The organism is Pacificoceanicola onchidii, from assembly GCF_004804335.1.
GTDB lineage: Bacteria > Pseudomonadota > Alphaproteobacteria > Rhodobacterales > Rhodobacteraceae > Pacificoceanicola > Pacificoceanicola onchidii.
The window spans coordinates 235,879-250,331 of the sequence record NZ_SRXY01000005.1 but is presented as its reverse complement, the minus strand read 5'-3'; the positions used below and the strand labels follow the sequence as shown (position 1 = coordinate 250,331).

Here is a 14,453-nt window from a genome sequence, read left to right as displayed (position 1 = left end):
TTGGAGAGAATCGGTGACGTCGAAAGGCCGTTCATGAACCGCAAAGACCGCCTCTACGCCCTCATGGAACGCCTGCGCGGCGGCGAATTGCACACCGCCGAAGCCATGGCGCAGGATTTGGGCGTGTCCGTGCGCACGATCTACCGCGATATGGAGGTGCTTGCCGCCTCGGGCGTGCCTGTCGAGGGCGCGCGGGGGTATGGCTATACGGCACGCGCCGCCGTCACGCTGCCCCCTTTGAACCTCACAGATTCTGAACTCGATGCGCTGCACATCGCGCTTGCCGCGCTTGGCGCGTCCGATCTTGAAGAGCACGCCGCCGCCGCCCGCTCTCTCTCGGCCAAGATCGAAGCGGTCCTGCCCGAGGAATCCGGCCAGCCCGCCGCGCCTTTTGGTTTTGCCACCGATGCCTTTGCCGGGGCCGCGCGCGGCTTTGCCCACATGCCGACCATCCGCGCCGCCATTCGCGCCCGGCAAAAGCTCCGGGTCACGCTGGAGAATGCCCCGCATGACATCCGCCCGCTGCTGCTCGATTACTGGGGGCGCGTCTGGACCTGTGTCGCCTGGGATGAAACCACAAGCGATTTCAAGCGCTTCGCGCTGGACAAAATCGAAGACATCGCGCCCCTGCCCGGCCTTTTTGTCGATGAGCCGGGCAAACGTCTGTCGGACTGGCAGGCTCAGGGCTGACCAATCAACCGCGCGACCTCGCCCATCAACTCGTCGAAATGGGTAATGACGGATTCCGGCTCCAGCGCGCGCACCGCCTCCCCCGCAGGCGAGAAAGAAACCAGCACCGAAGGCACGCCCGCCGCCGCCGAGGTCTTGCGGTCCGTGTCGCTGTCGCCCACCAGCAAGGACGCCTCCCGCGCGCCGCCACAGCCGTCAACCGCCGCCCAGAAATGCGCCGGATCCGGCTTTTTCACCGGCAAGGTATCCGCCCCGATCATCGAATCGAACAGCGACCGAACGCCAAGCCGCGTCAAAAGTTCCTCTGCCAGCCCTTCCGGCTTGTTTGTCGCGATGCCAACCGCATAGCCCGCCCCGCGCAGCGCCTCCACCGACGCCACCGCGCCGGGATACATCGCCGTATGAACGTCCAAAGTCTCCGCATAGACCTCCAGAAGGCGCGGATACCACTGCATGACCTTCGCCTCGTCCATGCGCCCGGCCCGCGTCAGCCCTTCGGTCAGCATCCGCCGCCCGCCCCGCAGAGCGATCATCCGGTCCGCATCCGTGTTCAGCCGAACCGCTTCGCCCATCTCCTCGAAACAGCGGTTCGCCGCCGCCAAGAGATCAAGGCTGGTGTCCGCCAGCGTTCCATCGAGGTCAAAAATCACGCAAGGTTTCATGCCGGTTCCCTGTCACATGCCGAAATCAAGCGTGAAAAGCCCCCGCTTGCCCCGCCGTGATAACCGGATAAAACGGGGCAAAGAGAAAAACAAACAGGAAAGAGGCCATGAGCACAGCCCTCATCATCCTCGCCGCGGGCAAAGGCACGCGGATGGAATCGGACTTGCCCAAGGTCCTGCACCGCATCGCCCACGCCCCGATGCTCTGGCACGCCATGCGCGCCGGGCTTGCGGTGGAGCCCGAGGCTACAGTTGTCGTCGCAGGCCACGAGGCCGAACAGGTCAAAGCCTCCGCTTTGGACTTCGATCCCGAAGCCAAAGTGGTGATCCAGCAAGAGCAGTTGGGCACCGGCCACGCCGTGGCGCAGGCGAAGGACGCCCTGCAAGGCTTTGAAGGCAATGCCATTGTTCTCTACGGCGATACGCCCTTCATTTCTGAAAAGACCCTGCTGGCCATGCTGGAGGCGCGCAAAAGCCATGACGTTGTTGTGCTCGGATTCGAGGCGGCAGATCCGGGCCGTTATGGCCGTCTTGTAACCAGTGGCGACACGCTTGACAGGATCGTCGAGTTCAAAGACGCATCAGATGAAGAACGCGACATAACCCTTTGTAATTCAGGTGTTGTTTGCGCAGATACGGCCACGCTTTTTGATTTGATCGACGCGGTCGATAACAACAACGCCAGTGGCGAATATTATCTCACGGATACTGTCGCCATTGCTCGGGCACGCGGGCTTTCCGCGACGGTTGTTACCTGCGATGAAAGCGAAACGCTCGGTGTGAACTCTCGCGCGGAACTCTCTGAAGCAGAACGACTTTTCCAAATAAGCCGCCGCGAAGAACTCATGGCCGATGGCGTCAGCCTGCAGGCCCCCGATACGGTTTTCCTCGCCTGGGATACGGTGATTGGGCGTGACAGCGAAATCGAACCCAACGTCGTCTTCGGCCCCGGCGTCACCATAGAAAACGCCGTGCGCATCCGCGCCTTCAGCCACTTCGAAGGCGCCCATGTCAGCAGCAAGAGCACCGTCGGCCCCTACGCCCGCCTGCGCCCCGGCGCGGAACTTTCCGAAGGTGTGCACATCGGCAACTTCGTCGAAGTGAAAAACGCGGTGCTGCATGAGGGGGTCAAGGCCAACCACCTGACCTACCTGGGCGACGCCGAAATCGGCGCGCGCACGAACATCGGCGCGGGCACCGTGACCTGCAACTACGACGGTGTTTTCAAACACAAAACCACCGTCGGCACGGATGCCTTCATCGGCTCGGACACCATGCTCGTCGCCCCGGTGACCCTCGGCGACGGCGCGATGACAGCCTCCGGTTCGACCATAACGGACGATGTGCCCGCCGGCGCGCTGGCCGTCTCTCGCGCGCCGCAAGTGGTGAAACCGGGACTGGCAACAAAGCTATTCAAGATGCTCAAGGCTAAAAAGGCCAAGCAGGCAAAAGGAAATTAACAAATGTGCGGTATTGTCGGAATCCTTGGCACTCACGAGGTTGCCCCCAGTCTGGTCGAAGCGCTGCGGCGCCTCGAATATCGCGGTTATGACAGCGCCGGGATCGCCACGATCAACAAAGGCACGCTTGACAGGCGCAGGGCCGTCGGGAAGCTTGTCAACCTTTCTGACCTTCTGGTCCACAATCCCCTGCCCGGCAAGTCCGGCATCGGCCACACCCGCTGGGCCACCCACGGCGCTCCAACCGAGATGAACGCACACCCGCACAAGGCCGGTCCCGTGGCCGTGGTGCACAATGGCATTATCGAGAATTACAAGGAGCTTAGGACCGAACTGGCCGCTGAAGGGATCGAGCCGCAAACCGAAACGGACACCGAGACCATCGCCCTGATGGCGCAGCACCTGCTCAACACCGGTCTGACGCCGGTTGATGCCGCGATGCAGACCATCGACAAGCTCGACGGGGCCTTTGCGCTCGTCTTCCTGTTCGACGGTGAGGAGGACCTGCTGATTGCCGCGCGCAAGGGATCGCCTCTTGCTATTGGTCATGGGGACGGCGAAATGTTCGTCGGCTCGGACGCCATCGCGCTCGCCCCGCTCACCGATCAGATCACCTATCTCGAAGAAGGCGATCGCGCCGTGATCACGCGGGAAGGTGCCGTGATTACAGACGCTTACGCCCGGCGCGTGAACCGCGATCAAAAGACGATCCAGATGGATGCGGCCCGTGTCGACAAGGCCGGGTACAAGCATTTCATGGCCAAGGAGATTGCCGAGCAACCGGCCGTTCTCTCCAACGCCCTGTCAGCCTATGTCTCGGACGACGGCATCGCCCTGCCCGATCCGGGACTCGACTTCGCATCGGTTGACCGGCTGATTATGGTAGCCTGCGGGACCGCGTATTACGCCTGCCTGACCGCCAAATACTGGTTCGAGCGGCTCGCCGGTATCCCGGTCGAGGTCGATATCGCCTCCGAGTTCCGCTACCGCGAACCTCCGGTTACGAAGGGCACCGTCGCCCTGTTTGTCAGCCAATCGGGGGAAACGGCCGACACGCTGGCTGCCCTGCGCTACTGCAAGGAAAAAGCGGACAAGATCGTGTCCGTCGTCAATGTCGAGACCTCCTCGATTGCACGCGAAAGCGATCTTGCCCTGCCGATCCATGCCGGTGCCGAGATCGGTGTGGCTTCAACCAAAGCTTTCACTTGTCAGCTTAACACCTTGCTTTTGCTGGCTTTGAAGGCAGCGCAGGCCAAGGGCACAATGGACGCAAAGTCGGTTTCAGGCACCCTGGATGCCCTGCGCGCCCTACCCGGCATTTTCAACATTGCGCTGGATCAGGACAGCCGCATCGCCGAGGCCGCCAAGCAGATCGCCGAAGCCCGTGATGTGCTTTTCCTGGGCCGGGGGTACATGTACCCGCTCGCCCTCGAAGGCGCGCTTAAACTGAAAGAAATCAGCTATATACACGCCGAAGCTTATGCATCAGGTGAACTTAAGCACGGCCCCATCGCACTGATCGACAAGTCCGTGCCCGTGGTCGTCATGGCCCCGCGTGACAGCCTCTTCGACAAAACCGTGTCAAACATGCAGGAGGTCATCGCCCGCGGTGGCAAGGTCTGCCTGATCACCGATGCCAAAGGCGCGAAAGCCGCCGGGGAAGACGTCTGGCAGGTGGTAACCTTGCCGGAAGTGGACGAGGTCCTGACCCCTCTGCTTTACGCCCTGCCCGCGCAACTGCTGGCCTATCACGCAGCGATTGCCAAAGGCACCGATGTGGACCAGCCCCGCAACCTGGCCAAATCCGTAACCGTTGAATGACGGGACCTTCGGCATGACTTTGGACGAAGCGCTTGATGCCATGAAGGCGGAGGCGGACGAGACCCGCGCCGCCGGAAGCGCCGCCTACCACAAGGCGCCGCGCACCTATCTTGGCGTGCCGAACCCGGTTTTGAATGATCTGACAAAGGGTTGGCGGCGCGAACTGTCCGTCGAAGCGCGCGTGACGCTCGCAGATGAACTCTGGCGAACCGACATCCACGAAGCCCGCATCGCCGCCGCCAAACTGCTCACCCAAGCGCGGCTGCGCCCGGATCAGGACGCATGGGCGCTGATCACATCTTGGGTGCCTGAGTTCGATGCCTGGGCCATCGCCGATCACGCCTGTTCCGCCGGTGCGCGGCGGCTTCTTGCGGACCCGTCGCGGCTCGATACGGTCGAAGCATGGACAACCTCCGAACACCTTTGGACCAAACGCGCGGCCCTTGTCATGACCCTGCCCTGGACCAAGCAGAACTTCCCGTCAGATCAGGATCTTGCCATCCGCGACCGGGTTCTCGGCTGGGCCGCATCCTATGTCGAGGATCGCGCATGGTTCATTCAGAAGGCCGTGGCGTGGTGGCTGCGCGAATTGTCAAAACACGATGCACCGCGTGTGCAGGCTTTCCTCGAAAGCCACGGAGACCAGATGAAGGCCTTTGCCCGGCGCGAAGCCGGGAAGTACCTTTAACCGCCTGAATACACTTCCAAAGTCGGCAAGTCTGTCAAAGCGGCCTCAATTAGCCTCATGGCGGCCAGCGAAATCCGGCTGCCCGCTGTAGCAGGGCCTTCAATCGGGATCAGATCGACCTGGGCGGATTTGCCGGTGGCCGGGTTGACCACCCGCCCCTTGCCCGGCGCGGACACCAAAGGCGTCTCGAGCCAGAACCCCGGTTTGGCCACATCTCCAAGCGAGGCCACGGTTGTCCCGAGGCTCTTCTCACCGGCCGGCTCCGGCGGCGCGGCAGCCTCCGCGCGGTCCTCGGCGGTGGTCGTATCAAATTCCTCGACAGTGCGGGCTTCCGGAGGCGGCGGCGGCGCGGTCACGCCATCAGGGCGCGCCTCCGGCCGGATCTGCCCGTCCGCGCTCTGGGGCCCCGGGCCTGCCTCGGGCTTTGGTTTCAGAAAGCTCGCCGTGTTTCCACAGGCGGCAAGGCTCAGGACAACGCTGGTCAACAATACTGCTCTCATGCCCGCACCCTACGACCTTGGTCGCCTTAACACAAATTCACCCTAACTCTTGCTCAAATATCCGCCGAAGCCTAGGTTACCCCCATGACCGCACCATTGATCGACCCATTCCACCGCCCGATTTCCTATCTTCGGGTTTCCGTCACCGACAGGTGCGATTTCCGCTGCGTTTATTGCATGTCGGAGAACATGACCTTTTTGCCCAAGAAAGAGTTGCTGACGCTGGAAGAACTGGATCGGCTTTGCTCTACTTTCGTGCAACTCGGCGTGGAAAAGCTGCGCATCACGGGTGGCGAGCCCTTGGTGCGGCGCGACATCCTGAAGTTCTTCCAATCCATGACCCGCCACCTCGACTCCGGCGCGCTCAAGGAACTGACGGTCACAACAAATGGCTCTCAACTGGAGCGTTTCGCGGACGATCTTTATGCCGCGGGCGTGCGCCGGATCAACCTGTCGCTCGATACGGTGGACGAACAGAAGTTTGCCGACATCACCCGCTGGGGCCGCCTGCCGCAGGTTCTTAGAGGCATCGACGCGGCCCAGAAGGCTGGACTGCGGATCAAGATCAACGCGGTGGCTCTCAAAGGGTTCAACGAAGACGAGCTATTCACCATTGCGGAATGGTGCGCTGAACGGGACATGGATCTGACGTGGATCGAGGTCATGCCGATGGGCGACATCGGCAATGAACAGCGGCTGGACCAGTATTGGAAACTGACGGACCTGCGCGCGCGTTTGGCAGAACAGTACACGCTGACCGATCTGGCAGAGCGCACCGGCGGGCCAGCCCGCTATGTCCGGATCGAAGAAACAGGACAGAAGGTCGGTTTCATTACGCCGCTCTCTCATAACTTCTGCGAAAGCTGCAACCGCGTGCGCCTGACCTGCACCGGCGAGCTTTTCATGTGCCTCGGGCAGGAAGACATGGCCGACCTGCGCGGTCCACTGCGCAACCATCCGGAAAGCGACGCAGCACTCGAAGACGCCATCCGCGCCGCAATCCGCCTGAAGCCCAAAGGCCACGATTTCGATTACTCACGCCAATCCGTCGATGGCCGCGTATCGCGCCACATGTCTCACACCGGCGGGTAAAGCCTTGCCAAACGGAGCGCCTTCGGCGCGCTGGTTTTTTCCGGGGCAAGCCCCCGGACCCCGTTGGGGCTCTGCCCCAAACCCCGAGGTATTTACGGCCCAAAGAAACCGACTGTTAAGGGTAATCACGTAGCTTGTTTGTGCGGTACAGGCTGAGGAGCCGATGACCGCGCCCGAAGAAGCCAGCGGAAGACCCGCTTTGCTTCACGCCCGTCTCTGGTTTTCCGGTGGCGGGCGTTTTTTGTTCGTGCCCCGCTTCTTTGGGCACCAAATACCTCCGCCGGAGGCAACACGGGCCAGAGGCCCGTCCCCTATTCCGGACGGCTGATTTGCCCGCCTCCAACGGGCGCCGCAACACCGGTTGTATTGGGCGCTGATGTCGGCAAACCCCGCAAAACCCGCACTGCGAGAAAGGCAAAAGCCTGCGCTTCAAGCATATCGCCATCCAGCCCTACCGCCTCAACAGGCTCAACCGGGCAATCGAGACCGGCGGACAGCATCTGCATCATCACCGGATTGTGCCGCCCGCCACCGGTCACCAGAACACGGCTCAGCGGCACCGGGCAGTGTTCCATGCCCTGCATCACAGCTGTCGCCGCCATGGCGGTCATCGTGGCCGCAGCATCCGCATCCGACAACTCCCGCACAAGATCGAGCATCAGCGAAAAATCGTCCCGGTCCAGGGATTTGGGAGGCATCTTTCGAAAGTAGCTCTCTTCGAGGAACAGCTCCAGCGCCCCCTCTTCGACCCGGCCTTTGCGGGCCAGCGCCCCGTCTCGGTCGCAATCGAGCCCCAGCCGTTCTGCCACCAGATCATTGATTGGTGCATTCGCCGGCCCCGTGTCGAAGGCCAGCAACGCCCCGTCATCCTGCGGTTTGGCCTTTGACGGATCAACCCATGTCAGGTTGCCCACGCCCCCAAGGTTCAGGAAAGCCACAGGTTCGCGCGCCCCGATCCACTTGGCACAGGCGAAATGGAAGAACGGCGCAAGCGGCGCGCCCTGCCCGCCCAGGGCCACATCCGCTGACCGAAAATCCCAGACCACAGGTTTGCCGAGCGCCTCGGCCAGAGCCGCGCCGTCTCCCATCTGGTGTGTGCCACGCCCGGCCGGATCATGCGCCAGTGTTTGGCCGTGAAAGCCGATGACCTCTGCTGCATCAAACTCGGCCAAAACGGCGCGATGGGCTTCAAAACAGACTTTGGGAGCCGCGCCCAGATCGTCTTCCGGCCAAAGCCCCAAGGCTTCGCGCAACACCGCACGTTCCGCATCAGAATAGGCGCGATAGGCCGATGCGCCGAACTCGAAAATTGTCTCGCCATCGGTTCGCAAGAGCGCCGCATCCACGCCGTCCAATGACGTGCCGGACATCGCCCCGAGCGCCCAGACCGGCTCTGCCGTCAACTTACCCTTCACCTTCGCTCTTTCGCCTCTTATAGGTGCCTCGCGTACACGTATACGAGAGGCACCCTATGACCTACCATCCCAAATCGGATTTCATGGCGATCATGATGCAGCGCGGCTACCTTGCCGATTGCACCGATTATCAGGGCCTTGATGAGGCGCTGAGCAAAGGGTGCGTGCCGGCCTATATCGGGTTTGATGCGACGGCGAAGTCGCTGCATGTGGGCAGCCTGATCCAGATCATGATGTTGCGCTGGCTGCAAAAGACCGGCCATCAGCCGATCACGCTCATGGGCGGCGGCACGACAAAGGTGGGAGATCCGTCTTTCCGGGCCGATGAGCGCCCGCTGCTGACCGAAGAGCAGATCGACGACAATATTTCGGGCATCAAACAGGTTTTTGCGAAGTACCTCGATTATGACCGCGCGGAAAACCCTGCGCTCATGCTCAACAACGCCGAGTGGCTGGATGGGCTGAACTACCTCGAGTTCCTGCGTGACATCGGGCGGCATTTCTCGGTCAACCGGATGCTGGCCTTTGAAAGCGTCAAGTCGCGGCTTGACCGGGAGCAATCGCTCTCGTTCCTCGAATTCAACTACATGATCCTGCAAGCCTATGATTTCCTTGAGCTGAATCGCCGTTATGGCTGTCTGCTCCAGATGGGCGGCAGCGACCAGTGGGGCAATATCGTCAACGGTATTGATCTCACGCGCCGCGTGCTCGACCATGAGATCTATGGCCTGACATCGCCGCTTCTGACCACATCGGACGGCAAGAAGATGGGCAAATCGCAGGACGGCGCGGTCTGGCTCAATGCGGAGATGCGCTCTCCTTATGAGTTCTGGCAGTTCTGGCGCAACACGACGGACGCGGACGTGGGCCGCTTCCTCAAGCTCTACACCGAGATCGAGGTCGAGGAGTGTGACCGGCTTGGCGCGCTGGCGGGCTCGGAAATCAACGAAGCGAAGATCGTCCTTGCGAATGCTGTCACCACGCTGTGCCACGGCGCAGAGGCTGCGGCGGCGGCAGAGGCGACGGCGCGGGAAGTCTTTGAAAAAGGCGGGGTTGGCGACGATCTGCCAACGCTGGAACTCTCCGCCGAGGACGTGGGTGACGGCATCTCCATCGTACAGCTTATCGTGCGCTCGGGCCTCGCCAAATCCGGCAAAGAGGCCAAGCGCCTGATCGCGGAGAACGGCGCACGCATGGACGACGCGCCTCTGACCGATGCGGGACTGGTGCTCGACGCAGGCGCGCTGGCCACACCGATCAAACTCAGCGCAGGCAAGAAACGCCACGCGCTGATCAAGCTCGCCTGATCTCAGCGCATGTCTAAGGATGCGCCGCCCTGACCGGGGCGGCGTTTTTCGTTTACGTCATAGAACAACTTCCACGGCAGCGAGCACAACAAGCGGCGCTGAGAGCATCACGGCCAGCAACAGGGCGGCGCCGGATGTAGGACGGGGACGCGGGGCAATCGTGTTTTTCATGGGCGCATTAACCACGCGGAAAGTTTCGATTCCGTAAATTGCCCAAATGACAGGATTGCTGTACCCGCTCCCCCAATCTGCCGAATTTGCCCGCGCCTGCGAGGCCATGAGGTTGCCCATCCGCCGGATCGAACGCGAAAGCGGCGGCGCAGAACGGCTGTGCTGGCAGGTGCAATCGCGCAAGCTGCCGGTGCTGGGCCGTGTCGACATGATCTCGCGCGGGCCGGTGGCCGCGGCCCCGTCGGATCACATGGATTGGTTGAACAGCTTTGAGCGCTGGCAGGATGGCAGGCCGCTGATCCTGAACAGCGACGGGATTGCGCCCGAGTATTTGATCAAGGCCGGGTTCTGGCCTCTGATGACGCCTGCGACGCTGGCGCTCGTGCCCCTGACCGACGCGGCCACCATGCGCGCCCGGCTGCATCAGAAATGGCGCAACCGGCTGAACCGGGCGGAAAAATCCGGGCTGCGAGTGACACGGCATCCTTTGTCTGCGAACCATTGGCTGCTCGAGGCAGAAGCGCGGCAGGCAAAGGTGAAGGGCTATCGCAGCCTGCCCCCGGCGCTGTCTGTGGCCTTTGCGCGGGCCAATCCGGGCAAGGCGCAGCTGTGGGAAGTGTCACAACGTGGGGAGCCGCTGGCGGCGGCTTTGATGCTGCGCCACGGCGCCATGGCGACCTGGCAGATGGGGCATGTGACGGTAGAAGGGCGCAAGCGGAACGCGATGAACCTTGCTCTGTTCACGGCCATGCAGGCGCTGGCGGAACAGGGGCACCGTGTGCTTGATCTGGGCACAATCAACACGCAGGACGCACCGGGGCTGGCACGGTTCAAGCTCGGCACAGGGGCAGAAACGCACCGGCTGGGCGGGACATGGCTGCATTTCGGGGCTTTGGCTGCAATAGCACGGCACTTGCCGAAGCGGCTGGCGGCGTGACGGGTTGAGCTTTTGGCGGTCATTCTCCGTACCACAGGCGCGGAACAAAGGCAGCAGGCCGCCGCGCCTGAAGTGAGAAAAACTTCCGCCACCAACCAGAGACCCACTATCACTGCCCCAGCATCCACTCCCCATCCGGCCAGAACGCGTGGAAGGCAAAGGCGAACATCACGTCATGCGGCAGATCGCGCCCCGACGCATCGCGCACCCGGACCGAGCCCACATCGCGTCCCTTGGAGATCGTGCTGGTGTCCAGCGCCGAGGCTTGCCCTGCGCGCCACGACAGCGTCACGCCTGCTTCCTTCACTTCGCCAGCCCGCGCCAGACGCGTCAGCGGCCAGGCCCGGTCCCCCACCCGAACCACCCGCACCAGCGGTGGAATGTCATGCGGCGGCATCTCTCCGTTGTACAAAAACGGTCGGTGTGAGGTATCGTAGCCGCGATAAGGATTGCGCCCGTAATCGCGCCGCGCGGGCGGCTCGGCCATCACCAACCCATCCGGATTACGCGCGGCGAAACTCTGCCAATCCTCCATCCAGGACGGCATCTGTTTGAGCTTCACCCCCGTCAAATCTCCAACGATTCCAAGGCCAACCGCCTGTTGCCACCAGCTTTCCGTCTGCCTGTCGTACATCACCATGTCCGAGTTGCGCAGCTTGCCGGTCACGCCGAACTCCAACTCCTTGCCCCGGTATTGCCGCTCGAATGTCAGCGCCGAGTTGCACAAAGGACAGAAGGTCACCGCCACCGGCACCCCGGCCACACGGTCATTGACGATCTCATGCCAGGTCAGGTAGCGGATCGGATAGGCCCGCGCCCTGGCCCCGTCCATCTCCAGCGCAATCACCGGCTCGTTCGGCGCAAGGCCGCGCTTGTCCGCCACCGCCATCATTTTCGGATCGCTCAAGGCCGGAATGCCGTCCTTGCCCGGCCCGCCCGACATGATCTCGACCCAGTTTTCCACCGTGGTCTTGCTGAAATCGGTCCTCGGCCATTCGTGTTTCCAAAAGCCGGGATCGGCCGAGGCCACGCCCGCCCAGACCACCAGAAGCAACGTCAATATCCGCATGGCTCAATCCTCCTGCGGCGATCATGGGCGCAAATCCCCACAAGACCCAAGCCAATTTGAATCACAAAAGGCGGAGCCAAAGCCCCGCCTTTCGAAAATCCCACCGGGATATGCGTCTTATTCGGTTACGGTGACCGTCACCATCCGGTCCGGCTCGCCGAACACTTCACCGTTGCGGCCTTCGCCGCGCTTGATGGCGTCCACCACGTCCATGCCTTCAGTCACTTCGCCAACCACCGTGTATTGCCCGTTCAGAAACGGACCCGGCTCGAACATGATGAAGAACTGCGAGTTGGCGCTGTCCGGAGACTGCGAGCGGGCCATGCCGACCACGCCGCGCTCATAGGAAATGTCCGAGAACTCGGCCTTGAGGTCCGGGCGATCGGATCCACCCCGACCCGCCATGCGCATATCGAACCCATCAGCAGCGGAGTCGCCAAACATCACGTCGCCGGTCTGGGCCATGAAGCCGTCGATGACGCGGTGAAAGACCACGTTGTCATACTCGCCCGCTTCGGCCAGTTCGGTGATCTGCGCCACGTGACCCGGGGCCACGTCCTCGAAGAGGTCGATGACAACCGTGCCATTGGCCCCTTCCCCGGCAATCTCGACAGAGAGCCCCGTCGCCAGCGCGGGCGAGGCCATCAGGGCAAAGACAGCGGCGAGCTTACGCATCCGCAGCCACCTTGACCGAAATCATCGTGTCCGGGTTCGCAGGCGGCTCGCCGCGCACGATGGCGTCCACATGCTCCATACCTTCGACAACCTGACCGTACACGGTGTACTGGCCATTGAGGAAATCGTTGTCCTTGAAGTTGATGAAGAACTGCGAGTTGGCGGAGTTCGGGTTCTGCGAGCGCGCCGCGCCGAGGCTGCCCCGGGCGTGCGGGATCCGCGAGAACTCGGCCGGAAGGTCCGGCAGGTCCGAACCACCGGTGCCCGCGCGGCGGATGTTGAAACCGTCGTTCATGTTGCCGTGCTCGACATCACCGGTCTGGGCCATGAAGCCCTCGATCACCCGGTGAAACACCACACCGTCATACTTGCCCGCGCGCGCCAGCTCCTTCATGCGCGCCACGTGCTGCGGGGCCACATCGGGCAGCAGTTCGATTGTGACGGTGCCGCCTTTGAGCTCCATCAGGATGGTGTTTTCTGGGTCTTTGATCTCGGCCATGGTCCGCTCCCTTGGGATTTGCTTTGACCAAGGGACTTAATAGCCCTGCGCGCGCTTGCCAAGTCGCCGTTGACGCCCCGGCTCACAAAGGGCAGACAGCGCTCAGGGAAAATGTGGGAGAGCACCATGGCCTGGAAGACCCTTGACGAGATGGACCTGGACGGAAAACGGGTTCTGACCCGTGTCGATATCAACGTGCCGGTCGAGAGTGGCACCGTCACCGACACCACGCGCATCGAGCGCATCAGCGTGACCGTACAGGATATTCTTGATCGAGGTGGCAAGCCGGTGCTCCTCGCCCACTTTGGCCGCCCCAAGGGCGAGCGCCGCGATGATATGAGCCTGCAGATGCTCATCCCCGCGCTGGAATCGGTTCTGGGTGTCTCGGTGGTCTTTGCCGCTGATTGTGTCGGCCCGGCTGCTGCTGCCGTAATTGACGCGCTGGAACCCGGCCAGGTCGCGCTTCTGGAAAACACCCGTTTCCACAAGGGCGAAGAGAAGAACGATCCGGACCTGGCCGCCGAGATGGCCAAACTGGGCGATATCTACTGCAACGATGCCTTCTCCGCCGCCCACCGCGCCCATGCCTCGACCGAAGGTCTGGCGCAACTGCTGCCTTCCTGCGCAGGCCGCCTGATGCAGGCAGAGCTTTCGGCGCTGGAAAGCGCGCTCGGTACGCCGGAGCGCCCGGTTCTGGCGGTTGTCGGCGGGGCGAAGGTCTCGACCAAGCTGGATCTGCTCGGCAACCTTGTCGAAAAAGTCGACATGCTGGTGATCGGCGGCGGCATGGCCAACACCTTCCTTGCGGCACAGGGCCTGTCCGTCGGGGCCTCGCTCTGCGAGCATGACATGGCCCCCACCGCCCGCGAAATCGTCGAAAAGGCGAAAACCGCAGGCTGCGAGATCCTGCTGCCCACCGACGTCGTCGTGGCGCGCGAATTCAAGGCCGGAGCGGCAAACGAGACCGTCGCGGCGGATGCTTGCCCCGAAGATGCGATGATCCTCGATGCGGGCCCGGACAGCGTCGTAGCGGTCAAGGCGGCGATCGAAAAGGCCAAGACGCTGATCTGGAACGGCCCTCTTGGCGCGTTCGAGATCGAACCTTTCGACGTGGCTACCAACGCCGCCGCCAAACACGCCGCCAAGCAAAGCGCGGCCAGCCAGCTTGTCTCTGTCGCTGGCGGCGGGGATACGGTTGCGGCACTGAACAAATCCGGCGCGGCAGAGGATTTCACCTATATCTCCACCGCCGGTGGGGCCTTCCTGGAATGGATGGAAGGCAAGGAGCTTCCCGGCGTCGCAGCGCTCGGCTGAAGCCCACCCTAAGGAGGCGCCCCATCAGGGGCGACGACTGCCCCCCGCGTTAACCAATCGGCAGGAATGCAACGCTTTCCTGCCGATTCGCGGCCGCGCGAATCGCCTCTTTTCCACTCAATCCCCCCGTGGCATTCTGCGCCCAGCCGTCCG

At 62.5% G+C, this 14,453-nt stretch carries 14 protein-coding genes; 8 read left to right on the top strand and 6 right to left on the bottom strand.

Going from position 1 to position 14,453, the window contains the following annotated elements:
• The first annotated feature begins 33 nt into the window (after window positions 1-33).
• The gene (locus tag E4662_RS14820; RefSeq protein ID WP_136442367.1) at window positions 34-690 is read left to right on the top strand and encodes a helix-turn-helix transcriptional regulator; all 657 of its coding nucleotides are present in this window, start codon (window positions 34-36) and stop codon (window positions 688-690) included.
• Here the strand turns inward: E4662_RS14820 and E4662_RS14815 are convergent.
• The gene (locus E4662_RS14815) at window positions 681-1,352 is read right to left on the bottom strand and encodes an HAD-IA family hydrolase (RefSeq protein WP_136442366.1); all 672 of its coding nucleotides are present in this window, start codon (window positions 1,350-1,352) and stop codon (window positions 681-683) included. The genes E4662_RS14820 and E4662_RS14815 overlap by 10 nt on opposite strands.
• 107 nt (window positions 1,353-1,459) lie before the next feature.
• Here E4662_RS14815 and glmU point away from each other — a divergent pair, with 107 nt between their 5' ends.
• The 3 genes from glmU to E4662_RS14800 are packed head-to-tail and all read left to right on the top strand — an operon-like array spanning window position 1,460 to window position 5,321.
• Window positions 1,460-2,812: a bifunctional UDP-N-acetylglucosamine diphosphorylase/glucosamine-1-phosphate N-acetyltransferase GlmU gene (gene glmU, locus E4662_RS14810; protein WP_136442365.1), complete on the top strand. Its 1,353-nt coding sequence runs from the start codon at window positions 1,460-1,462 to the stop codon at window positions 2,810-2,812.
• Window positions 2,813-2,815: 3 nt separating this feature from the next.
• Complete coding sequence (gene glmS, locus E4662_RS14805; protein ID WP_136442364.1) at window positions 2,816-4,633, top strand: glutamine--fructose-6-phosphate transaminase (isomerizing); 1,818 nt, start codon at window positions 2,816-2,818, stop codon at window positions 4,631-4,633.
• Window positions 4,634-4,646: 13 nt separating this feature from the next.
• A complete protein-coding gene (locus tag E4662_RS14800; protein WP_136442363.1) occupies window positions 4,647-5,321 on the top strand; it encodes a DNA alkylation repair protein in 675 nt (224 codons plus the stop codon).
• Here E4662_RS14800 and E4662_RS14795 read toward each other — a convergent pair.
• Entirely contained in the window at window positions 5,318-5,821 is a 504-nt protein-coding gene (locus E4662_RS14795) for a hypothetical protein (RefSeq protein WP_136442362.1), read from the bottom strand. The two genes, E4662_RS14800 and E4662_RS14795, sit on opposite strands and share 4 nt — an antisense overlap.
• An 84-nt stretch (window positions 5,822-5,905) precedes the next feature.
• Here E4662_RS14795 and moaA point away from each other — a divergent pair, with 84 nt between their 5' ends.
• Complete coding sequence (gene moaA, locus E4662_RS14790) at window positions 5,906-6,913, top strand: GTP 3',8-cyclase MoaA (RefSeq protein WP_136442361.1); 1,008 nt, start codon at window positions 5,906-5,908, stop codon at window positions 6,911-6,913.
• Window positions 6,914-7,224: 311 nt separating this feature from the next.
• Here the strand turns inward: moaA and E4662_RS14785 are convergent, their stop codons facing one another.
• On the bottom strand, window positions 7,225-8,283 hold the full coding sequence (locus tag E4662_RS14785; RefSeq protein WP_240705213.1) for an anhydro-N-acetylmuramic acid kinase: 1,059 nt from the start codon (window positions 8,281-8,283) through the stop codon (window positions 7,225-7,227).
• Window positions 8,284-8,384: 101 nt separating this feature from the next.
• Here E4662_RS14785 and tyrS point away from each other — a divergent pair, with 101 nt between their 5' ends.
• A complete protein-coding gene (tyrS, locus tag E4662_RS14780; protein ID WP_136442360.1) occupies window positions 8,385-9,635 on the top strand; it encodes a tyrosine--tRNA ligase in 1,251 nt (416 codons plus the stop codon).
• A gap of 277 nt (window positions 9,636-9,912) precedes the next feature.
• Entirely contained in the window at window positions 9,913-10,743 is an 831-nt protein-coding gene (locus E4662_RS14775; protein WP_240705205.1) for a GNAT family N-acetyltransferase, read from the top strand.
• Between the two features lie 109 nt (window positions 10,744-10,852).
• Here the strand turns inward: E4662_RS14775 and E4662_RS14770 are convergent, their stop codons facing one another.
• From E4662_RS14770 to E4662_RS14760, 3 genes are all read right to left on the bottom strand, one after another.
• A complete protein-coding gene (locus E4662_RS14770) occupies window positions 10,853-11,812 on the bottom strand; it encodes a DUF3179 domain-containing protein (protein ID WP_136442358.1) in 960 nt (319 codons plus the stop codon).
• Between the two features lie 117 nt (window positions 11,813-11,929).
• The gene (locus tag E4662_RS14765) at window positions 11,930-12,487 is read right to left on the bottom strand and encodes a peptidylprolyl isomerase (protein ID WP_136442357.1); all 558 of its coding nucleotides are present in this window, start codon (window positions 12,485-12,487) and stop codon (window positions 11,930-11,932) included.
• Complete coding sequence (locus E4662_RS14760) at window positions 12,480-12,986, bottom strand: peptidylprolyl isomerase (protein WP_136442356.1); 507 nt, start codon at window positions 12,984-12,986, stop codon at window positions 12,480-12,482. The genes E4662_RS14765 and E4662_RS14760 overlap by 8 nt, the downstream gene beginning before the upstream one ends.
• Before the next feature lie 126 nt (window positions 12,987-13,112).
• On the opposite strand from E4662_RS14760, the gene E4662_RS14755 reads away from it, so the two are divergent.
• Window positions 13,113-14,300: a phosphoglycerate kinase gene (locus tag E4662_RS14755; RefSeq protein WP_136442355.1), complete on the top strand. Its 1,188-nt coding sequence runs from the start codon at window positions 13,113-13,115 to the stop codon at window positions 14,298-14,300.
• Window positions 14,301-14,453: the final 153 nt, after the last annotated feature.